An 18,867-nucleotide genomic window follows, 5' to 3' on the forward strand; every position below is an offset into this window, starting at 1 on the left:
GCGGCGCCTTCCTCACATGGCCGCTCCCGATCAGCTGTGCGCCCGTGCCGTGAGATACGGGTCCCGGCGCAGGACCTCACGGCTGCCGAGGAGGGTGCCGACGGCCAGGCCGAGGGCGGGCAACAGCAGTGCCGCGGCAACCCAGCCCGGTCCAGGCAGGGCGTCCGTGAGCTTGATCGGCAGTCCGAGCACGTCGCTGAGCGGGCTGACCAGAGCCAAGGAGACACCGGTGCCGACTGCTACGCCGACCACACCCGCCACACCACCGGAGAGGACCGCCTCGCCGAGCAGGATCCGGCGCAGTTCGGGCCGGCCGGAGCCGAGGATCCGCAGAATGGCGAACTGGCCGATCCGCGCCCGCGTGCTGTCCGCTGCCCGGACAACCCCGAGTCCGATGGCGACCAAGGCCAGGATCAGAACGCCGACACGCATCGCGAGATCCGCCGCGCCGAACAGACCGGGCAGGTTGCGCACCCGGTCGGACACCGGGGACGCGGAGAACCCGTCGTCCTGCAGTGTCTTGGTGGCGGCCGCCACCTGCTTCTGGTGGTCGACCACGACGGTGGCGGACTGTGCCCCCTCCTTGTCCCGGAAGACTTCGGGTTCCTGGCCGGCACGTGCCGCAGCCAGGAGCGCGGCGGTGTCCTCCGAGAGATACGCGACGCCCGGTCCGTCTGCCTGCCAGGTCGGGTCGTACAGCGCAACGATCTTCAGTTTGATGACCGCGGTGGTGCCGGACGCGGCACCGGTCGCCTTGGTGTAGCCGAAAGCGACGGTCCGCCCGAGGAGCGGGGCGAAGTCGGTTCCCTGCGCGACGGCAGGGAGAACGACCTCGCTGCGGCCGAGCTCCGCCGGCACCTTGCCCTTGGTGACAGGGAGGTCGTCGCCCGGCGTCAGTGTGTGGCTGGTGAGGTCGTACGTCCCGTCTTCCTCGGCGTAGAGCCCGGAGGAGTAGTCGGCAACAACCTGACGGACACCCGGTGCGTTCTCCGCGTCCTGCAGTGCTGAGGTGGTCAGGGGGCGGACCGACTCTTCGCCCTCGAACGAGGAGAGCTCGATCTGGGTGAGCCCGCCTGAGCCCAGCACGTCACGTTCCACGGCTTCGGCTGCTCCGGCCGCCACGCCGGCGGAGGTGGTCAGCAGTGCGGCCAGGACGGTGAGGGTGGGCAGTGCCCTGCGCAGGGAGCGCCCGTCGCGCTTCCAGGTGTAGAGGCTCCAACGGCTCATGCCAGGTTCTCCTTGCGAGCGGTCTCCTTATGGGCGGTCGACAGCACGCCCTCGTCGAGCACGTAGCGCTGGTCGCATGCTCCGGCGACCGTGGAGTCGTGCGTGACGATCAGCACGGCCGATCCCCGTTCGGCGCAGGAACGCAGGGAGTTCATCACGGAGTTCGCGGTCTTGGGGTCGAGGCCCGAGGTCGGCTCGTCGGCCAGGATGAGCACCGGCTGCTTCACGGCCGCGCGGGCGACGGCGATACGTTGCCGCTGGCCACCGGAGAGTTCGGTGACCCGGGAGTCCGCCAGTTGCGCCATGCCAAGGTCGCCGAGCAGGTCGCGGGCTGCCGTGCGGTGCCGACCGAGACGGGGACCGAACGCGGCGGCGACGTTTTCCCAGGCGCTGAGGAACGGCAGGAGCCCCAGGTCCTGCAGGACAATGCCGATCGAGCGCTGACGCAGAAGGTCCCGTTCGGCCGGGGCCAGGGCGCCGGTGTCCGTGCCGGTGATGTGCAAGGAGCCGGCCGACGGCGAGAGGATCAGTCCGAGGAGGGCGAGCAGGGTGCTCTTGCCCGAGCCCGACGGGCCCTCGACGGCAGCCATCGCTCCTGCCTCAAGGGTGAGGTCCGCGCGGGTCAGACCACCGCCGGACGCGTAGCTGAAGGCCAGACCTTCAGCCGCGACGGCGGGTGGAGAGGCGGTGTTCATGTGAGGGGTTTCCTTCTTGCAGTGGGGGGACGGGGTGGGGCTCAGGCCAGGAGGTAGTAGGCGGCTCTGGTGGCGTCCGCGGATGCGGCAACACCCGGCGAGACGGCGTACAGGTCCGGGTACTTCGCGTCGCGGTAGCGCTCCAGCAGGCCGGGAATCTCGTCCCACAGCGACTGCGGAATGTTCTGGTCGGAGGCGAGGGCGGCCTGAACCGCGTCGGAGGCGGTCAGCACATTCCCCTCCCGCAGAGCCTTGCGGGCCTGAGCGACGAGATCGGTTCCCTCGGTGAGCCGTTGCGCCTGGGCCGCACACCCCGCGTCGGCGAGCACCACCACGATGTGGAGCGAGCGGGAGGACAGCGTGCTGTCCTCCTCCTTGGGCAACTCCACGGAAGTGCGCCGACAGCCCAGACGGAACTCCGCACGAGCTGCCATGGCGCCGTACCAGCTGCGCTGGTTCTCCGTGGTGAGGCGTGCCGGTGGCGTCAACGCGGCAGCCTCCTTGACGCCCTTGTCGGCCTGGGGCCCACAGGCCAGAGTCAGCCGGTGGCACGTCATGGCGAGCAGGACCCGATCGGACGGATCGAGTTCGGGGTCGGACCCCAACTGCTTCAGGCGCTTCGTCAGCCAGTCCGGCGCCTGCTCCTGCTGGGCACTGGCGGTCAGAGCCCGCGCGGCATTGTAGGTAGCGGTGAGTGTGCCCAGCTGGGCTGGGGACTTGGCGACAAGGCCGTCGGCCCGGATGCTGCCCACCGGGGCTGGAAGCGGCCCGGACGACTTGGCGGCGCCGAGAGTGAGAGCACGCCGGGCAACCCAGCGGGTCTGGGTGTCGGAGTCCTTGAGAGCAGGCAGCAGACAAGAGCGCGTGTGCTCCGCCACGCGGCCGCGCAGCAGAGCCAGGGCACCTCGCTGCATGGGGTCGAGCCGGGAACAGTCGGTCTTCAGGAGCTCATCGGCGTCCCTCAGAGCACGCGCGGCATGGGCGCGCACCCCGACCGACCGCAACGCATCGACGGCATAGAGCACTGGTACGGGTTCGGCGGCGCGCTCGGTGTCCGCTGCGAGACGGTCCAGGCCGGCGCGGGACACCTCGTCGTCGCGACCCAGGCAGGTAAGGGTCTGCAGGAAGGCGGCCCGCGTCGCGAGTGAGGTCAGCGCGTCGTCTTCTTTGTCCGGCGCGCGCAGATAGGCAAGCGCCTCGTTCTCGGCCTTCTCCCGGATACCGGCCCGTTGCAGAACCGTTGCCGCATCAGCTTTCCTGGCCCCGGTCAGCGACAGACACACGTAGTGCGCCCGCCAGGCAGGGGTGTCCAGGAGTTCGGTGCGAGCGAGATCCGCCAGCGCGCGCGGGCGGATCTGGGGTATCGGTTCGGCGGATCGGCTACTACTCGTGGGGAGCGCGGCCTCCAAACGCCCGTATGCGGTCGGGTAGAGCGCGGGGTCACGCCCGACGTCTTCAGTGGTGGCACGTACCAAGTCGTTCGCACCACGCAGGGCGTCGAGTTGCTCGGCCAGGTCGCCGCCGGGCCGGTCGGGCCGGTCCACCGTACCGCCACCGAACATCGAGACACCCAGGGCCGCTGCGGCTGCGGTCACCGCCACGGCCGCGAGCACACGGTTGCGACGCCCCGTACCGCCTTGGAGGAGGCTGTTCTTCATGCGGTTCCTCATGGCTGAGCGGGGCCACGCGCACGCGTGACCCCGCAGCCGGGTGGATCGGATCGTTGGTCAGTCGTTGGCGCAGGCCGAGGCGAACGCCTTGACACCGGCCGTGAAGGCACCGCCGTCGGAGCAGGTGGTGACGCTCGTGTTGAGAGAGCCACCCGGATCTGCGATACCGCTGATGTCGGAGATCCAGGTGTTCTTGTTGGTCCAGCTGACCTGGCGGGTGTTCTCACTCACCTGCGTGCCGCTCGGGCTCAGGGACAGCGTCGCCTGCCAGCCGTTGGCCTTCACGGTCGCGGTGTTGGTGATCTTGCTGACCTTGTACTTCGCGCTGCCCTTCAAAGCCTTGGTCGAGGTCTTGAAGGAGCACTTGTCAAAGTATGTGCTGCACTGCCACGCGTTCGCCTCGACCTTCGCGCCCGTGCCGGGCAACGGCGTCGACGCCGTGTCCTCGAAGGCGATGGCAGGTGCGGCCGCACCCACCATCAGGATCCCGACGAGACCTGTGGTCAGCAGTGTCTTCTTCACTTGTTGCTCCCCGAATTCATGACGCGAATGCTTCGATTCGCGCATCCCCGTGTTCCCGCGGTTGGTGAAACCGCAGGTGGTCGGGCATTACCTGATCACGACGCGATGGCCATGTCACCCCCCGATCGGTCGTCGATTTGCTGCCGTTACGACTATCCAGGGGTTAAATGACTGAAAAGTGACGTGCAAATATGGCTGAAGTTGAGAGAGACGGGGACGAGCGTGATAGGTGTGACCATCTGTGGTGACTCCGCGCTCCGCCGCGCTCAGGCGCAGAAGTCCTTGGACGCGGAGGACGGGATCCATGTGGTGATCGAGGGCACCATCAGCCACGTACGCACCCTCGTCGAACAGGCGGAGAACGCGCATGTGCTGCTGCTCGTGGGAGACCTGCGAGCGCCTGAAGCGACGGCCTTCCTGGACTACGCACGCAGAATCCGCCCTGCCGCCCCCTGGGTCGTGGTCGGCGAAATCGGCTCGCCGGAGGAGGTCCGGACGGCACTGCGCGCAGGGGTCTACGGATTCATCCAGGAGCCGATGCGATCGGGGCAGTTGGCCCAGGTCATCCGGGCTGTCGCGGCAGGCTGTGTGGTACTCAGCCGCCAAGTGGCACACATCCTCGGCACGGACAACTGTGCGCACGAGGCACGAAGGAACGTCCCACCTGCCGAGAATCCCGCTCTATCCACTCGGGAACGGGAGGTGCTGCAGCTCTTGGCGCGGGGGTTGAGCAACCGTGATATCGCTTCCCGGCTGCTCCTCAGCCCTCACACGGTGAAGGAGCACGTCAGCATCGTCTGCGAGAAGCTTGGCGTGAACAACCGCGTCAGCGCAGCGGTACGAGCGGTGCAGGCGGGGATCCTGGAGAGTTCGGCCGAGCCGTGACAGTCCCGTGCTTGGCAGGTCGCCACGACCACAGGATCCCGTACGGCTTCCGAATCACCAGCCGCATCCCCGCGTGCGAACAGCCCAGGACCGAATCGGACGGGTAGGGGCGGCCGGGGAGCGAGAACCCCTCACCACGTCGGCCGCGCCGACACCCCGCCATCCACCACCAGATCGTGCCCCGTGATCCAGGACGCCAGCCCCGACGCCAGGAACACACACGCGTCCCCCACGTCCTGCGGCCGCCCGAGCCTCCCCACGGGCGCCGCCTCCCGCCACCTGCGCACCCCGTCCGGCCACGCCCCCTCCAGCCCCTCCCGCTCGATCAGCCCGGGCGAGACCGTGTTGACGCGGATGTCGAAGGGGCCGTACTCCAGGGCGGCCGAGCGGGCGTGCATCACCACCGCCGCCTTGGAGGCGGAGTAGTGGGCGTGCAGGGGTGCCGGACCACTGGCCTCGATGGACGCGATGTGGGTCACCGAACCACCCCCGTCCTGCCCCCGCATGACCTCCGCCGCGGCCTGCGTGCACGCGAAGACACTCGACAGGTTGGTGTCCACGACCGCCCGCCACTGCGCCAGCGTCATGCCCGCCAGCTCCTGCGTCGGTTGCACGCCCGCGTTGTTGACCAGCGCGGTCAGTCGCCCGTCACCCCAGTCCGCGGCTTCCCGCACCAGCCGCCGGCACGCCTCCTCGTCCGTCAGGTCGGCTCGCAGCACGACCGCCCGTCCACCCGACTCCCGGATACGGGACGCCACTTCTCCCGCCGCCTGAACCGCCGTACGGCAGTGCAGCGCGACCGCCGCCCCCTCCTGCGCGAACCGCACCGCGATCCCGCGCCCGATGCCCCCGCCCGCACCCGTGACCAGGGCGACCTGTCCTTCGAGAAGCCCGCGTCCGCTCATGGGCGGCACAGTGCCGCGATCCGCGCGGCCTCGGCGGGATACCGCGCCGTCAGCTCCGCCGACTCGCCGTGCTCGTAGCTCTCGTAGGTGAAGCCCGGTGCCATCGTGCAGCCGAAGAACGCCCAGGACCCGCCGGTCACCACCCGCGCGCCCATCCAGGTACCGGCGGGCACGGTGAGCTGGATGTGCTGGCCGTGCAGCAGGTCGGGGCCGAGCACGGCGGTGCGGGACGTGCCGTCGGGCGCGAGGAGCAGGAGTTCCAGCGGGTCGCCCAGATAGAAGTGCCAGATCTCGTCGGACGGCAGGCGGTGCAGGGCCGAGAAGTCGTCCGCGGTGAGCAGCACCACTATCGCCGAGCCCTGCGGGCGCCCGTCGGCCAGCTCAGGTCCCGCCCAAGTGCGCCGGAACAGGCCGCCCTCCCGCGGGATCGGCTCCAGTGAGTAGTGCGCGACGAGGTCTTCAGGGGTCACGCCGGGAAGGCTACCTCCCGGGTGAGAAAGGCCAGTTGGGCGTCCTTCCGTGGGATGTGCACCTCCGGAAGGTCGATCTCCGGCAGCACGACCGCCGGGCCCGCAGTGAAGCCCTGCTTGAGGAATCGGGCGACGGCCTTCTCGTTGCGCACATCGGGGTCCACCACGACCCGCTGCCGGCCCAGGGTGAGGAAGACGTACGACGTCATGACCGTCAGCAGCGCCGAGGTCCAACCGGACCGCCCGCCCCCGGCACCGGCGGGCGCCAGCAGCAGGTGGACGCCGATGTCGCCGGGTCGGACGTCGTAGCACTCGCTGACGCGGTCGGCCTCCGGCTCGTAGGTCTGGAGGAGCGCGACCGGGTCGGAGTCCCGCAGGACCAGGAAGGCATGGTGGGTGTCCAGGGTGTCCATGTGGGCGTAGATCTCGGCCACCTGGTCCCTGGTCAGGCCGTTCATGCCCCAGAAGGCGGCCCGCTCCTCGCTGACCCAGCCGTGGACGACGTCGGCGTCGGCGTGCGGAGCGAGAGGCCGGATGCTGACCGTGCCGAAGCCGTCGACGGCCTGTTCGTGGACGGCTTCGGGGACTGTCGCGGACCGCTCAGACATCGGACTCCTTCTCGAGGTCGGTGAAATCGGTGAGGACCGGAACCAGTTCTCCCCCAAGCCACAGGGGGAGTTGGTCGCGGTGATGGGGCGAACCCGGAACTCCGCAGGCGCCGAGCGGGACCACCCAGCGGCTGGCCTCGCGGTCGGCCAGGTCCCAGACGTAGCGGGCGGCCGGGCCGCGCACGCTCAGGTCGGTCAGGCCGGGGACGGCCGAGGTGCACAGGACGCAGTCGTGGTCGCCGGAGAGGCCGGGCGCGTCGTACGACGGGTCGGGCAGGGCCCGCCAGGGGGCGAGGCGGTGGGTGTCGCCCCAGGTCCGCCCGGTTGCGGTGGGCTGCTCCGCGGCCACCTCCTCCACCGCCGCGCGGACCGCCTCGGCGCGGTCGATGCCGTACAAGTCCTCGGCGCGCAGCAGGTGTTCGAGGGCGAAACCGACCCTCGGAAGCAGGGCCAGCCAGGGGAGGAGGACCTCCGGGTAGGCGGGCGGGGAGGAGAGTGCGGCGAAGGCCGGGTGCGCGGCGAGTCGTCGTACGACCGCCCCGCGCACCTTCGCGTACAGGGCCGCGGCCTCGCTGCTCGCGTCCATGCGGCGGTCCCAGGCCAGGAGGGTCCGGCGGATGCGGGCGGCCTCGGGGGTGAGGGTGTCGAGGGAGCTCAGGAGGTCCAGCAGGGGTTCCGCGGACGCCAGCCGGGTGTCCATGTGGATCGCCGGCATGTCGGCGGCGGACCAGCGGGCCCGCTCCCCCAGCAGCTCCGTGATGCGGTCGGCGCGATGGGGCGGGGCGAACTCGACGCCCAGGGGAGTGGCGAGGCCTCGCTGGTTGGCCATGGCGGCGATGCCGTCGGCGAGGCCGCCGCGGGGCGTCTCGTGCCAGCCCTGCCAGTCGTGGCCGGGCTCCCAGGCGGGCACCAGCCGGGTGCGGTTGGCCGCGGAGCGCACCGGCACCCTTCCGGCGACCCGGTGCAGCAGGCCGCCCTCGGTGTCGGCGGCCTGGACGACGTTGACGGGCTCCGCCCACAGGTCGACGGCACGGTCGACGTCGGCGACCCGGCGGGCGCGCAGGAGGGGCAGGAGAGCGCTGAAGCCGAGGTCGGCGGTGACGCGGGGCGGGTAGCGGAGGGCTACGGCGAGGGGTATGGGGAAACCTTCCTGCAATCCATCCGCCGGCCCTTCGTGCCCCTCGGGCAACCCCTCGGGCCCTCCGATGATCACCGGCCCCCGCTCCGTCTCGATCACCTCGACCTCGACCGGCTCCTCCCCCGCCACCTCCACGACCTCGGTGTGCCGCGTGGCGCGCCGCCACACCCCGTCCGGCCCCAGGGCCTCCACACCCGCCCCGGTGCGCCGCAGCCGCTCCCGGTACAGGTCCTGGTAGTCGGCCATCGCGTTGGTGATGGCCCAGGCGACCGTGCCGGTGTGGCCGAAGTGGGCGATGCCCGGGACGCCCGGGACGGCGAGGCCGACGACGTCGAACTCGGGGCAGGAGAGGTGGATCTGCTGGTAGACGCCGGGTTCCTCGATGAAGCGGTGCGGGTCGCCGGCGATGATCGCGTGCCCGGTGACGGTCCGCTCGCCGCTCACCAGCCAGCCGTTGCTGCCGGAGGTGCCGGGTCCGTCGGTGGCGAACAGCCCGACCGCGTCCGCGCCGAGATGCCGGACGACCTGCTCGCGCCAGAGCTTGGCCGGGAAGCCGGCGAACAGGATGTGGATGCCGAGCCAGACGCCGAGCGGGGTCCAGGGCTCCCAGCGGCCGGGAGCGAGCCCGGCCCTCGCGAACTCCGGGCTGCGGCGGGCGCCCTCGGCCAGCCCCTCGTTGACCCCGTCGACGTACGCCCGCACCCACCCGGCCGTCGACGGGTCCCGTCTCTCCAGCTCGGCGAAACACCGTCTCGCGGTGTCGTCGAGGCGGACCCGTCTGACGAACCGGTCCCAGGGCAGCGCCTCGGCGCCGAGGAAGGACGCGGAGGTCCCCTGGGCGCGGTGCCGCTCGACCTCCAGCTGCCAGGCCCGGTCGAGGGCGGTCACCCGGCCCTGGGCGCGGGCGAGTTCGGTCACGTCGTCCGCGCGGAGATGCGGAATGCCCCAGGCGTCGCGGTAGATCTCACCCGTCACCCTGTGCCCCTCCAATGCTTTAGGTTAGCCTTCCCTAAGTAATCCGGGCAGGAATCGTACTTGAAGGGTGAAGAAACCATGGCGCAGGGGCACGGCTGGGAGGGCGCGGTCCTGAAGCTGCTGCGCGCGAAGGACTTCGTGTTCACGGTGACGGGCGCCGAGGACGTCACCGAGCACTACCGCCGCGTCCACCTCACGGACGGCGGGATGCTGGCGGCGACCGGCGTCCACCCGACCATGTGGGTCCGCCTGTGGTTCGACAACGCGGGCAAGCCCCACCAGCGGGCGTACACCCTGGTCGACCCGGACCCGGCGGCCGGCACCTTCAGCCTGGAGTTCGCCCTGCACGAGGGCCGCGCCAGCGACTGGGCGCGGGAAGCGAAGCCCGGCGACACGATCGAGGCGACCGTCCACGGCACGGGCTTCACCGACCCCGACCCCGCGCCCTCCCACGTCTTCGCCGTCGCCGACCCCGCCTCGCTGCCCGCCCTCAACTCCCTGCTCACCACCCTGGACTCGGCCCCGGCGACGGTGTGGTTCGAGGGCGAGCAGGGCGACCTCCCCTTCCGTACCGAGCCCGCCCGCCACGACATACGGACCCTGCCGAGGCGTGACGCCGGCGCCCACCTGGTCGCCCAGGTGAAGGAGGCCCTCCCCGACCTCCTCAAGGGCACCCCCGACCCGTACGTCTGGATCGCCTGCGACACGGCGACGACCCGGGCGCTCACGGCGTACGTCCGCAGGGAGCTGGGCGTGCCGAAGCAGCGGGTGAACGCGCTGGGTTACTGGCGGCCCTGACCGCGGCTCATGGCGGGCCCGGCCACGGTTGCCGGCGGGCCAGACCACAGCAATCGGCGGGGCCGGCCGTACAACCTTTCGTGTGGCTGGTGTGTCCAGTGGGACGTCCATCGCTCAAGACTGGGAGTCCCGTTGCGCAGAGCAGTCACGGCGGCCGCCGTGCTCACCGCCTCCGTCGCCGTCACGCTCACCCCGGTGACGTCCTCCGCCGCGGCGCCGTACAAGGGCGCCAACACGGCCGCCGTACAGGACGACTTCAACGGGGACGGCTATCGCGACCTGGCCGTCGGAGCGCCGGGCGCCGCCAACGGCACGGTGGAGGAGGCCGGTTCCGTCGTCGTGCTCTACGGCTCGGCGTCCTCGGTGAGCACCACCCGACGCACGGTCATCACCCAGGCGACCACGGGGATCCCCGGTACCGCCGAGGAGTCCGACCGCTTCGGCAGGACCGTGACCAGCGCCGATCTGGACCGCGACGGCTACGCCGACCTGCTCGTCGGGGCCCCCGGCGAGGATGTCGGCGACGCCGCGTCGCGGGGCTCCGTGACCGTGGTGTGGGGCGGGCCGAACGGGCTGCAAGGCGGCGCCAACCTCACGCCTCCGGCCGGGTACGGCGAGGACAGGACCTACTGCCGTTTCGGCATGTCCATCGCCACCGGCGACATGAACGGCGACGGCGCCCCGGAGGTCGGCGTCGGCTCGGGCTGCGCCGTCGTGTCCTACAGCGGTCCCTTCACCCGCACCGGCCAGGCCGCCTCCCGCTACCTCGAGTGGCGGGAGAACGCCCGGGGCGTGGTGATGGGCGACGTGAACGGCGACGGCAGGGCGGAGCGCTTCTATCTGGCCGGCCCCACCGACGGCGACATCCGCGGTCCGGTGACCCTCGACGCGGGCGCCCCCGGCGCCGACGACCCCTTCGTCAACCAGGGCGTCGAACTTCCGTACGCCGACGGCCACGCCGGACAGATCGGCGACCTCAACGGCGACGGCTACGGCGACCTGGTCACCGGCATCGCGGGCGACGACTCCCACTTCAACGCACCCACACCCGCGGCCCGCCGCGGCGGCGAGATCCAGGTCCTCTACGGCAGTGCCCAGGGCATCACCGCCGAGCAGCAGCCGAAGGTCTTCCACCAGGACACGGCCGGCGTTCCCGGCAGCGCGGAGTGGGGCGACTGGTTCGGCCAGTCCCTGAGCGTCGGTGACGTCAACGCCGACGGGTACGCCGACGTCCTCGTCGGCTCCCCCGAGGAGGCCATCGGGTCGCGCGCCTCAGCGGGCGCCGCCGTCCTTCTGCGCGGCTCCGCCTCCGGCCTGACCACGGCCAAGGCGGCCGGATACACCCAGGACACCGCGGGCGTCCCCGGCACGGCGGAGACCGGCGACGGGTTCGGCGCGGCCGTCCACCTCGCCGACCTCAACAAGGACGGCAAGGCCGAGGCGGTCGTGGGCGCCCCCACCGAGAACTCCGACGGCTGCGTCTGGGTCGCCCGCGGCTCGGCATCCGGCCCTGTCCTGAACGGCTCGGTCAACCTGTGCGGCAAGAGCGCCGGCATCACCGTACGCGGGATCAAGGGTTACTTCGGCGCCGCCCTCACCAGCCCTCACGTGGAGAACTGATCCGGGCAGGGGCATGATCGGGGTCATGGACGTCACCCTTCACCTCGCCCAGGACCCCGAGGCCGACGAGCTCCTCGGCCGCAGCCCGCTCGCCGCGCTGGTCGGCATGCTGCTGGACCAGCAGGTTCCGATGGAGTGGGCGTTCAAGGGGCCCCGTACGATCGCGGACCGGGTCGGCGCGGACGACCTGGACGCGCACGACATCGCTGCCCAGGACCCCGAGGCGTTCTCGGCCCTGCTGTCGGAGAAGCCGGCCGTGCACCGCTACCCGGGGTCCATGGCCAAGCGGATCCAGCAGCTGTGCCAGTACCTCGTCGAGCACTACGACGGTGACGCCGAGCTCGTCTGGAAGGGCGTCGACGACGGCCGGGAGCTGCTGCGCCGCCTGGAGGAACTGCCCGGCTTCGGCAAGCAGAAGGCCCAGATCTTCCTCGCGCTGCTGGGCAAGCAGCTGGGCGTGCGGCCGACGGGGTGGCAGGAGGCGGCCGGTGCCTACGGCGAGGCGGAGTCCTTCCGGTCCGTCGCCGACATCACCGGGCCGGAGTCGCTGGCCAAGGTGCGGGCGCACAAGCAGGAGATGAAGGCGGCGGCGAAGGCCGCGAAGGCGGCCCGCAAGTAGCGCTTCCCCCGGACGCGGCCGCGTCCGGCGTCAGTCGAGTGGCCCGTCCCGGATGGCGGGGCGGGCGGCCTCGTTCCCAGCATGGAGCATGAGCGAGGCACCGACCGGCTCCCCGGGGGGCCGCGACTACGACGACCGCCGGGTCCATGCCGGCCGTCCGCCCGGACCGGGCATATCCCGCGAGCCGGGGACGCCCCACGAGCCCGAGCCGCCCTTCGAGGGCCCCCTGCACGCCCTCTCCCGCGCCGCCTGGCAGGTCGTCCTGCTCACCGGCGTCGCCTCCCTGATCCTGGGCATCCTGATCCTGGCCTGGCCGGACGCCTCGCTCTTCGTCTCCGGCGTCCTCTTCGGCCTCTACCTCCTGATCAGCGGCGTGTTCCAGCTGATCGCCGCCTTCGGCACGCACAAGACGACCTCGCTGCGGGTGCTGGCGTTCATCAGCGGCGCCCTGTCGGTCCTGCTCGGCCTGTTCTGCTTCCGCCGCCCGATGCAGTCGATCCTGCTGCTCGGGCTGTGGATCGGCATCGGCTGGCTCTTCCGCGGCATCACCCAGACCCTGGCCGCCGCCTCCGACCGGTCCATGCCGGCCCGCGGCTGGCAGATCCTCCTCGGCGTCGTCACCGTCATCGGCGGCATCGTGCTGATCGACTCCCCCATCGAGTCGGTCACCGTGCTCACGCTGCTCGCCGGATGGTGGCTGGTGGCGGTCGGCGTCGTCGAGATCGTCACCGGGGTCCGGATGCGGGGACGGGCCCGCCAGGTCCCGCACGAACTGTGACGGGCTCGGCGCACCGGTACGCCGAGCGGGCGGATCTCACGCCCGAGGCGATGAACGCCGTACGGCCACCGGGGAGATGACCTCCCGTGAGCACCGCGCGCATCCTCCCGCGCAGCCGCACCTGGCTGCGGGTCCTCGTGCTGCTGCTCGCCCTGCTGGTGCCGGGCGCGCACACCCAGGCGCACGCCGTGCCCGCCGTGGCCGGGATCTCGGGCGAGGCCACCGAACACGACGCCCTCGACACGGTCCTGCGGCCACCGGCCCGCGCCGACCGGCGCAGCACCGTACGACGGTGCCCCGCGCCCCTGCCGCAACCGACACCGCGCGTCCCGGCCCGCCTCTCCCTCTCTATCCCCCGGCCACCCCAGCCGCCGTACGTCCCGCACATCCTGCGCACCGTGGTCCTGCGCTGCTGACAGACCCCCGCGACGAGGCCAGTCAGTACGACACAAGGAGCACAGTCATGCCCACCGACCACTACGCGGTCCTGCGCGCCCTACTGCGCGCCGAGGCCGTACGCAACGCCCCGAAACCACAGGTGAAGCAGGAGAAGCCGCAGCAGCCCCCGCAGAAACGGCAGCGCGGCTGACGCGGGCGCGGCGGAGGAGCCGCGTTCCCCCGAACCCGCCCCCTCCGCCGCACCGCAACCGACCCGCCCGGTCCGCCCACACCGCCTCGAAGCGCTGCCACCTCGGCCGTTCCGTCCCTACGACCCGCCCCGTCCGCCCGTACCACCCCGACGACCGGCCACCCCAGCCGTTCCATCCCTACGACCCGCCCCGTCCGCCCGTACCACCCCGACGACCGGCCACCCCAGCCGGTGCCACCTCGAAGACCTGTCCCCTCCGCCGACACCACCCCGGCAACCCGCCACTTCCGCCGACACCACCCCGACGGGCCACCGCCCCACCCGACAGGCTCCGCCTCCGCCCCGCCGTCGCCCCAACGACCTGCCACCTCAGCCGGAACCGCCCCGAAGACCTGGCCCTTTGCGCCGATGCCGCCCCGAGAACCGCCACCTCTCCCGACACCACCCCGACAATCCGTCACCTCCGTCAATAGACGACCCGACGGGCTTACGGCCTCCGCCGCGCCGCCCCGAAGACCTGCCACCTCGGCCGGTGCCCTCCGTACGACCTGCTACCCCAGCCCGTGCCGCCCGGACGACCTGTCCCTTCAGCCGACGGACCCAGACGACCTGCCACTTCATCCCGAGCCACCCCGACGACCTATCCCTCCAGCCGACGGACCCAGACGACCTGCCACGTCAGCCCGTACCGCCCCGACGACCGGCCACCTCAGCCGATGCCGGCCAGAGAGCCGCCCCCTCAGCCCGCGCCCCCCCGACGGGCTACCGCCTCCGCCGCGCCGCCCCGAAGATCGACCGGGTGATCTCGCGCCCGATCTGCGTACCGATCGACCGAGCCAGGGACTTGAACATGCCGCTCCCGACGACCTGCTCGACGACCGAGGTCTGCTCCTTCTGTTCGGCCTTCTGCCCGGCCCTGCGCGCGCCGGGCTCCCTCTCCCCTGCCCCGCGCTCCCCGGCGGCCACCGCCTCGCGCATCTCGTCCGGCTCCTGCGCCCCTCGGGACGCCCGCAGCCTCTCGTACGCCGACTCCCTGTCCACAGCCTGTGCATATCGCCCGTACAGCCCGGACGCCGTCACCGCCTGCTCCAGCGCGCCCTTCTCGCTCGGCACGGTCACCACTGCCTCGCCGGTGCCGAGGCCGGTGCGGAGTTCCTCCAGGTCGTACACCGAGTTGCGGAAGGTCCTCACCGTCGCCCCGAGTGCCTTCTGATCGCGCGTGCTGGACACGGTTGCCGAGCGGGCCCAGCACCTCGGCGGGTACGCCCGTCGGAGTCTGCGTCACGAAGAAGACGCCGACCCCTTTCGAGCGAATGAGACGCACGGTCTGGGTGATCGAGTCCAGGAACGCCTCGGACGCGTCGTCGCTCCCACACGCGCGCACCAAGCCGACCACCCACCGACAACCTCTTCGACCACCGACCGACCGCCATCCGGACCGCCGCCCGAGCGCCCGACACCGACCGCCCGACGGACAGCCACCCGAATCACCGCACCGCCCCACTCCGCCGTCCGAGCGACCCCGCTCTGCCTGCCGACGGACCGCCGATCCATCACCCGTTCCGACGTACGTTCGGTTCGGCTCCGGCCGCCACGCCCGGTTCCGTTCAGGTCCGTTCCGGCTTCCGATCCGGCCACGGTTCCCTCACACCTCGCCGCTTCGCCCCGGTTTGCCCGAGCTTTTCCAGCGTCGCACTCCGTCGCCATGGCTGCGCCCGGAACGTCTTGACCGGTAGGCTTTCCGTGTGATCTTCAAGCGCATCGGAAACGGCCGGCCGTACCCCGACCACGGCCGGGAAAGCACCCGGCAGTGGGCGGACGTCGCGCCGCGCCCGGTCCGCCTCGATCAGCTCGTGACGACCAAGGGTCAGCTCGATCTGGAAACGCTGCTCGCCGAGGACTCGACGTTCTACGGCGACCTCTTCGCGCATGTCGTGAAGTGGCAGGGCGACCTGTATCTGGAGGACGGCCTCCACCGCGCCGTGCGCGCGGCGCTGCAGCAGCGTCAGGTGCTGCATGCGAGAGTCCTGGAACTGGACTGACGAACCGCCCCCGTCCCGGCCGAGCCCGCACGAGCCCGGCCGGCGCTTCGGTGCGTCAACCCTTGGCCCTTTCGGGTTGGACTGAGCGGTATCGAATGATCATCTGGTAGGCAGGGCCGCTCCGGCGCACTACGCTGCGCCCATGAGCATGCTGACTCCCCCGGGCATGGGCGGCCGGTACCGGATCAGGGGGAACAAGTACCCGCGGATGCGCCGTCCCCGGCGGCGCGGCAGGCTCGTGGTCCTGGCCGTCGCCTCCGTCGCCGTGCTCGGCATGCTCGGCTGGGGAACCCTGCAGCTCATCGACGTCTTCACCGGCAACGGCAGAAAGGCTTCGGCAGTCGGCGCGAAGGCCGACTGCGAGAGCAAGGTGACCCCCTCGGCCCCCGCCACGGCACCGCTGCCCGAGCCGGGCGGGATCACCGTCAACGTCTTCAACGCCACCACCCGTAGCGGGCTCGCCAAGCAGACGGCGGACGAGCTGAAGAAGCGCGGCTTCAAGATCGGCGACGTGGGCAACGCGGCCAAGGAGTTCGACAAGAAGGTCAAGGGCACCGGCATACTGCTCGGCCCGGGCGCGTCGGAGACCACCTCGCTGCCCGTCCTCGCCACCCAGCTCACCGCGGCCGAGCGCCGCACCGACGCCGCCCGCAAGGGCAAGGACGTCGACCTGATCATCGGCACGGCCTTCAAGGGCCTGACGAAGAAGGCGGACGCCGACAAGGCACTGGCCGCGCTGGCCAAGCCCGAGCCGACGTCCACCGACAAGCAGACCTGCTGAGCAACGCCGAACAAACGTTGAACAAGGGGCGCGAGGCCGCCTTACTCGGCTACTCGGCCGCGCCGTAAAGCCGGTCCCCCGCGTCCCCCAGCCCCGGCACGATGTACCCGTGCTCGTTGAGGTGGTCGTCGACCGCCGCCGTCACCACCGTCACCGGCGTCCCCGCCAGCTCCCGCTCCATCAGCTCGACGCCCTCGGGCGCGGCCAGCAGCACCACGGCCGTCACATCGTCCGCCCCGCGCTTGATCAGCTCACGGATCGCCGCGACCAGCGTGCCGCCCGTCGCGAGCATCGGGTCCAGGACGTACACCTGACGCCCGGAGAGGTCCTCCGGCATGCGCGTGGCGTACGTGGACGCCTCGAGCGTCTCCTCGTTGCGGATCATGCCCAGGAAGCCCACCTCGGCGGTCGGCAGCAGCCGGACCATGCCGTCCAGCATGCCGAGGCCGGCCCGCAGGATCGGCACCACCAGCGGGCGCGGGTGGGAGAGCCTGACGCCGGTGGTGTCGGTGACCGGGGTCGTGATGTCGACCGCTTCGGTGCGCACGTCCCGCGTGGCCTCGTAGGCGAGCAGGGTGACCAGTTCGTCGGCGAGCCGACGGAAGGTCGGGGAGTCGGTGCGCTGGTCGCGCAGCGTGGTGAGCTTGTGAGCGACCAGGGGGTGGTCGACGACGTGGAGACGCATGTCCACAACATTAACCGGGCCGGATGGGCCCAGCGCCCTCACACGCAGCAAGCCGTAGGCCATCAATTGACCCTTGCCCTGGCATCAAACGGCCCATCGGAGGGAAAGTGGGAGGGACGTACCGGGGGTGGTGACCCTATGCCCGATCCTGAGTCCCCAGCGGATCCCGCACAGGACACGCGGGACACGCGGGACACGCAGTCCGAGACCGACGCCGCGCGCCGCAGGCGCCGCGCCCAGTTCCTGCGGGAGCTCGCCGAGGCCCGCGAACTGCGGGACCGCGTGCAGCCGCGCCGCGCCAAGGCGGCCCGCCTGCGGCACGCGATGCGCATGCGAACGTTCCGCTGGTAGGGCGAGCCGCCGGGGGAAGATCCGCGGCTCTCGGGGGCGTCGCAGCGGCGGTCGTGCGTGGACACCCGGAAAAGCCGCGTACGATCCGCAGGTGGCGGCAACGAGTGCGCTGGTGAGTCCTTTACGGACGTGCTTGCGGACCCCCTCGGGCCAACGCGATCAAAACTGCCGGACACAGGGTGCCGAAGACGTCCCCTGAACGCCTTGTTTCTGCCACGATTCCGAGTGGGTGGGGCTCGGACCCCGAGCCTCCCCGCCCGCAACCTCCGCCGGGGGGAAGCCCAACCGGCACGCCTATGACCAGTGGGAGAGTCACGGTGTACTTCGCCGCACTGCTCGCGCGCACCGAAGACGGGTGGGAAGCGAGCGACACAGAGCTCGACGATGTGGAGACCCTGTCGGATCTGGCCGAACTGGCCCGTGAAGCCTCTCCCGAGGACGACACGGTGCTGGTGCTCATCGAGCAGGAGGACGCCTGGTTCGGCGTCGTCCGGATCGACGGCGAGGACGACCCTCGTATCTACGTCTCGGACGCCGCCGCCGCTGCCCGCAGCAGTTACGGCGAGATCCTGCTCACCGACGAACTGCTCGGCAGGGAGCCCGGCGACGACAGCGCCGACCTGGACTCCCTGGACCTCGACGGCACCGAGGAGCCCGACGGCGACTCGGACGACGACGAGGACGGCGGCGGGGCCGAGGCGGTCCCGCACAGCCCCGTCGGCGACAGCGAGATCCTCGACGACCTCGGCGTCAGCGAGAAGGAGCTGAAGGCTCTGGACGCAGAGGACGCGCTCGGGTCGATCGCCGAGGCGCTGGGCGCCTCGGAGGTGCTGGAGACCGTCCGCTGACCTCGTTCGACCAGGGGCCGGTGCCCGGGGTGCCCTCGGTGCCCGACCCCGTACGCGACCGCTGGCGGGCCGCGATGCGGCTCGCCCTGGACGAGGCCGGACTGGCCGTCCGGGGCGGGGACGTCCCCGTCGGCGCCGTCGTGCTGGCCGCCGACGGGACGACCGTGCTCGGCGTCGGCCACAACGAGCGCGAGGCGAACGGCGATCCGACCGCTCACGCCGAGGTCCTCGCGATCCGGCGGGCGGCGGCCGAGGTCGGCGAGTGGCGGCTGTCCGGCTGCACGCTCGTCGTCACGCTGGAGCCCTGCACGATGTGCGCCGGCGCGATCGTGCAGTCCCGGGTGGACCGGGTCGTCTACGGCGCCCGGGACGAGAAGGCCGGCGCCGCGGGCTCCCTCTGGGACGTCGTACGGGACCGGCGGCTCAACCATCGCCCCGAGGTCGTCGAGGGCGTCCTGGCCGAGGAGTGCGCCCGCCTCCTCACGGACTTCTTCCGGGACAGGTGACCGGCCCCGAATACCGATTTCGGAGCAGGGCCCACCGTGCTGTAAGGTCTCCCTCGGTAGCGTGTCCGAGCGGCCGAAGGAGCTCGCCTCGAAAGCGAGTGTGGCGCAAGTCACCGAGGGTTCAAATCCCTCCGCTACCGCTGAAGAAGGGCCCC

At 71.4% G+C, this 18,867-nt stretch carries 21 protein-coding genes, 1 tRNA gene and 1 pseudogene; 13 read left to right on the forward strand and 10 right to left on the reverse strand.

The window, feature by feature from the left end:
* Positions 1-30: 30 nt before the first annotated feature.
* The 4 genes from EJ357_RS22255 to EJ357_RS22270 form a co-directional block, all read right to left on the reverse strand.
* On the reverse strand, positions 31-1,227 hold the full coding sequence (locus EJ357_RS22255; protein WP_126393339.1) for an FtsX-like permease family protein: 1,197 nt from the start codon (positions 1,225-1,227) through the stop codon (positions 31-33).
* Positions 1,224-1,922: an ABC transporter ATP-binding protein gene (locus tag EJ357_RS22260; protein ID WP_126393340.1), complete on the reverse strand. Its 699-nt coding sequence runs from the start codon at positions 1,920-1,922 to the stop codon at positions 1,224-1,226. The genes EJ357_RS22255 and EJ357_RS22260 overlap by 4 nt, the downstream gene beginning before the upstream one ends.
* A 41-nt stretch (positions 1,923-1,963) precedes the next feature.
* Positions 1,964-3,580 (reverse strand): hypothetical protein, encoded by a 1,617-nt coding sequence (locus tag EJ357_RS22265; protein WP_126393341.1) that lies wholly within the window; start codon positions 3,578-3,580, stop codon positions 1,964-1,966.
* A 69-nt stretch (positions 3,581-3,649) separates the two neighbouring features.
* Positions 3,650-4,114 carry a hypothetical protein gene (locus EJ357_RS22270; protein ID WP_126393342.1) on the reverse strand — a complete coding sequence of 155 codons (465 nt, stop codon included), beginning with the start codon at positions 4,112-4,114 and terminating at the stop codon, positions 3,650-3,652.
* Between the two features lie 231 nt (positions 4,115-4,345).
* Here EJ357_RS22270 and EJ357_RS49455 point away from each other — a divergent pair, with 231 nt between their 5' ends.
* Positions 4,346-4,999, forward strand: a complete 654-nt coding sequence (locus EJ357_RS49455; protein ID WP_228473131.1) for a LuxR C-terminal-related transcriptional regulator — start codon at positions 4,346-4,348, stop codon at positions 4,997-4,999.
* A 131-nt stretch (positions 5,000-5,130) separates the two neighbouring features.
* Here the strand turns inward: EJ357_RS49455 and EJ357_RS22280 are convergent, their stop codons facing one another.
* Genes EJ357_RS22280 through EJ357_RS22295 form a run of 4 tightly spaced genes read right to left on the reverse strand, consistent with a single transcriptional unit; the run spans position 5,131 to position 9,095 of the window.
* Positions 5,131-5,904, reverse strand: a complete 774-nt coding sequence (locus tag EJ357_RS22280; protein WP_126393343.1) for an SDR family NAD(P)-dependent oxidoreductase — start codon at positions 5,902-5,904, stop codon at positions 5,131-5,133.
* A complete protein-coding gene (locus tag EJ357_RS22285) occupies positions 5,901-6,374 on the reverse strand; it encodes a cupin domain-containing protein (RefSeq protein WP_126393344.1) in 474 nt (157 codons plus the stop codon). The genes EJ357_RS22280 and EJ357_RS22285 overlap by 4 nt, the downstream gene beginning before the upstream one ends.
* The gene (locus EJ357_RS22290) at positions 6,371-6,982 is read right to left on the reverse strand and encodes a GNAT family N-acetyltransferase (RefSeq protein ID WP_126393345.1); all 612 of its coding nucleotides are present in this window, start codon (positions 6,980-6,982) and stop codon (positions 6,371-6,373) included. Before EJ357_RS22290 ends, EJ357_RS22285 begins: the two co-directional genes overlap by 4 nt.
* Entirely contained in the window at positions 6,975-9,095 is a 2,121-nt protein-coding gene (locus EJ357_RS22295; RefSeq protein WP_126393346.1) for a penicillin acylase family protein, read from the reverse strand. Before EJ357_RS22295 ends, EJ357_RS22290 begins: the two co-directional genes overlap by 8 nt.
* A gap of 78 nt (positions 9,096-9,173) precedes the next feature.
* On the opposite strand from EJ357_RS22295, the gene EJ357_RS22300 reads away from it, so the two are divergent.
* The 6 genes from EJ357_RS22300 (at position 9,174) to EJ357_RS50250 (ending at position 13,499) form a co-directional block, all read left to right on the forward strand.
* Positions 9,174-9,893, forward strand: a complete 720-nt coding sequence (locus EJ357_RS22300; RefSeq protein ID WP_126399815.1) for a siderophore-interacting protein — start codon at positions 9,174-9,176, stop codon at positions 9,891-9,893.
* Between the two features lie 132 nt (positions 9,894-10,025).
* On the forward strand, positions 10,026-11,513 hold the full coding sequence (locus EJ357_RS22305; RefSeq protein WP_228473132.1) for an FG-GAP-like repeat-containing protein: 1,488 nt from the start codon (positions 10,026-10,028) through the stop codon (positions 11,511-11,513).
* Positions 11,514-11,538: 25 nt separating this feature from the next.
* Complete coding sequence (locus EJ357_RS22310) at positions 11,539-12,132, forward strand: HhH-GPD-type base excision DNA repair protein (protein WP_126393348.1); 594 nt, start codon at positions 11,539-11,541, stop codon at positions 12,130-12,132.
* Positions 12,133-12,220: 88 nt separating this feature from the next.
* Positions 12,221-12,910, forward strand: a complete 690-nt coding sequence (locus EJ357_RS22315; RefSeq protein WP_126393349.1) for an HdeD family acid-resistance protein — start codon at positions 12,221-12,223, stop codon at positions 12,908-12,910.
* A gap of 86 nt (positions 12,911-12,996) precedes the next feature.
* The gene (locus EJ357_RS48385; protein WP_175647476.1) at positions 12,997-13,326 is read left to right on the forward strand and encodes a hypothetical protein; all 330 of its coding nucleotides are present in this window, start codon (positions 12,997-12,999) and stop codon (positions 13,324-13,326) included.
* 47 nt (positions 13,327-13,373) lie between these two features.
* Positions 13,374-13,499 carry a hypothetical protein gene (locus tag EJ357_RS50250; RefSeq protein ID WP_267132853.1) on the forward strand — a complete coding sequence of 42 codons (126 nt, stop codon included), beginning with the start codon at positions 13,374-13,376 and terminating at the stop codon, positions 13,497-13,499.
* Between the two features lie 762 nt (positions 13,500-14,261).
* Here EJ357_RS50250 and EJ357_RS22325 read toward each other — a convergent pair.
* Positions 14,262-14,865 (reverse strand): annotated as a pseudogene (locus tag EJ357_RS22325) (helicase HerA-like domain-containing protein); the annotation flags it as partial.
* A gap of 379 nt (positions 14,866-15,244) precedes the next feature.
* Here EJ357_RS22325 and EJ357_RS22330 point away from each other — a divergent pair.
* Positions 15,245-15,541, forward strand: a complete 297-nt coding sequence (locus EJ357_RS22330) for a type II toxin-antitoxin system VapB family antitoxin (protein WP_003999914.1) — start codon at positions 15,245-15,247, stop codon at positions 15,539-15,541.
* Between the two features lie 166 nt (positions 15,542-15,707).
* The gene (locus EJ357_RS22335; RefSeq protein ID WP_126399818.1) at positions 15,708-16,322 is read left to right on the forward strand and encodes a LytR C-terminal domain-containing protein; all 615 of its coding nucleotides are present in this window, start codon (positions 15,708-15,710) and stop codon (positions 16,320-16,322) included.
* A gap of 49 nt (positions 16,323-16,371) precedes the next feature.
* On the opposite strand, the gene upp is transcribed toward EJ357_RS22335, so the two are convergent.
* A complete protein-coding gene (upp, locus tag EJ357_RS22340; RefSeq protein ID WP_126393350.1) occupies positions 16,372-17,007 on the reverse strand; it encodes a uracil phosphoribosyltransferase in 636 nt (211 codons plus the stop codon).
* A 138-nt stretch (positions 17,008-17,145) separates the two neighbouring features.
* Here upp and EJ357_RS22345 point away from each other — a divergent pair, with 138 nt between their 5' ends.
* The 4 genes from EJ357_RS22345 to EJ357_RS22360 all read left to right on the forward strand — a co-directional run bounded on the left by EJ357_RS22345 (position 17,146) and on the right by EJ357_RS22360 (position 18,852).
* Positions 17,146-17,358, forward strand: coding sequence for a hypothetical protein (locus EJ357_RS22345; RefSeq protein ID WP_126393351.1), 213 nt, complete (start codon positions 17,146-17,148; stop codon positions 17,356-17,358).
* A 317-nt stretch (positions 17,359-17,675) separates the two neighbouring features.
* Positions 17,676-18,206 (forward strand): tRNA adenosine deaminase-associated protein, encoded by a 531-nt coding sequence (locus tag EJ357_RS22350; protein WP_126399822.1) that lies wholly within the window; start codon positions 17,676-17,678, stop codon positions 18,204-18,206.
* A 74-nt stretch (positions 18,207-18,280) separates the two neighbouring features.
* Positions 18,281-18,712: a tRNA adenosine(34) deaminase TadA gene (gene tadA, locus EJ357_RS22355; RefSeq protein WP_228473193.1), complete on the forward strand. Its 432-nt coding sequence runs from the start codon at positions 18,281-18,283 to the stop codon at positions 18,710-18,712.
* 55 nt (positions 18,713-18,767) lie between these two features.
* Positions 18,768-18,852: transfer RNA gene (locus EJ357_RS22360), tRNA-Ser, on the forward strand.
* Positions 18,853-18,867 lie beyond the last annotated feature (15 nt).

Origin of the sequence: Streptomyces cyaneochromogenes, assembly GCF_003963535.1 — a bacterium.
GTDB lineage: Bacteria > Actinomycetota > Actinomycetes > Streptomycetales > Streptomycetaceae > Streptomyces > Streptomyces shaanxiensis.

Bases quoted from the DNA above. Each gene is read 5' to 3' on its own strand.
- EJ357_RS50250 (WP_267132853.1), top strand. From the start codon at position 13,374: ATGCCCACCGACCACTACGCGGTCCTGCGCGCCCTACTGCGCGCCGAG.
- EJ357_RS22265 (WP_126393341.1), bottom strand. From the start codon at position 3,580: ATGAAGAACAGCCTCCTCCAAGGCGGTACGGGGCGTCGCAACCGTGTG.
- EJ357_RS22335 (WP_126399818.1), top strand. From the start codon at position 15,708: ATGGGCGGCCGGTACCGGATCAGGGGGAACAAGTACCCGCGGATGCGC.
- EJ357_RS22310 (WP_126393348.1), top strand. From the start codon at position 11,539: ATGGACGTCACCCTTCACCTCGCCCAGGACCCCGAGGCCGACGAGCTC.
- EJ357_RS22280 (WP_126393343.1), bottom strand. From the start codon at position 5,904: ATGAGCGGACGCGGGCTTCTCGAAGGACAGGTCGCCCTGGTCACGGGT.
- tadA (WP_228473193.1), top strand. From the start codon at position 18,281: ATGCGGCTCGCCCTGGACGAGGCCGGACTGGCCGTCCGGGGCGGGGAC.
- EJ357_RS22260 (WP_126393340.1), bottom strand. From the start codon at position 1,922: ATGAACACCGCCTCTCCACCCGCCGTCGCGGCTGAAGGTCTGGCCTTC.
- EJ357_RS22315 (WP_126393349.1), top strand. From the start codon at position 12,221: ATGAGCGAGGCACCGACCGGCTCCCCGGGGGGCCGCGACTACGACGAC.
- EJ357_RS22290 (WP_126393345.1), bottom strand. From the start codon at position 6,982: ATGTCTGAGCGGTCCGCGACAGTCCCCGAAGCCGTCCACGAACAGGCC.
- EJ357_RS22255 (WP_126393339.1), bottom strand. From the start codon at position 1,227: ATGAGCCGTTGGAGCCTCTACACCTGGAAGCGCGACGGGCGCTCCCTG.
- EJ357_RS22300 (WP_126399815.1), top strand. From the start codon at position 9,174: ATGGCGCAGGGGCACGGCTGGGAGGGCGCGGTCCTGAAGCTGCTGCGC.
- EJ357_RS22345 (WP_126393351.1), top strand. From the start codon at position 17,146: ATGCCCGATCCTGAGTCCCCAGCGGATCCCGCACAGGACACGCGGGAC.
- upp (WP_126393350.1), bottom strand. From the start codon at position 17,007: ATGCGTCTCCACGTCGTCGACCACCCCCTGGTCGCTCACAAGCTCACC.